The sequence below is a fragment of the Nocardia sp. CWNU-33 genome (genome assembly GCF_046764895.1).
GTDB lineage: Bacteria > Actinomycetota > Actinomycetes > Mycobacteriales > Mycobacteriaceae > Nocardia.
The window spans coordinates 1-569 of sequence record NZ_JBKOQN010000133.1; the positions used below are offsets into that span (position 1 = coordinate 1).

Here is a 569-nt window from a genome sequence, read left to right on the forward strand (position 1 = left end):
TCCAATCCAGCAGGGACGGCTCGTTCAGGTCACCACCCATGATGACCGAAGACCCGTCGGCGATCTCAGCTTTCGCGTCGGCGAGAAAGTTGCTGATGACCTCGGGGCGGCCCGAGGCCGCGTTGATGCGCTGGATCACGGCAGGGTCGGTCACTGGGCCCTCCGGCAGCTTGTTCCACTCGTGCTCGGCGAACTCGCCCGGCGCCGCGGCCCCGGGTCCGTACCCTCGGGGCAGGTTGGAGGCATACCAGCGATACTCCAGATGCGCGGAGTAGACGGTGAGTCGCTTTCCGCCGATGTTCAACCGCGCCTTGACCATCCATTGCCGATCGGCGCTGTCCTGGACCGGAAACACCGACAGAATTCCCGTGTCGTGCGAGGGGACGGCGTTGAACTCGCGCCCCCGCCGCACCAGTTCGGCCGCAACGGCCGTGGTCGCTTCGGTTGCCTCCGAGAGCAGCACGATCGAGGCCTGTGTCGAGATGATGAGATCGGTGATCAGCTGAATGCCATTGGAGATTTTGCTGCCGCTGTGCCACGTGTTCAATGCGAGCACCCGGATCTCTCGT

Annotated in this window: 1 pseudogene; it reads right to left on the reverse strand. The window is 64.3% G+C overall.

Annotation, left to right across the window (positions count from 1 at the left end):
• Nucleotides 1–547: pseudogene (locus tag ACLMAL_RS39725) on the reverse strand (endonuclease/exonuclease/phosphatase family protein); the annotation flags it as partial.
• Between the last annotated feature and the right edge of the window lie 22 nt (nt 548–569).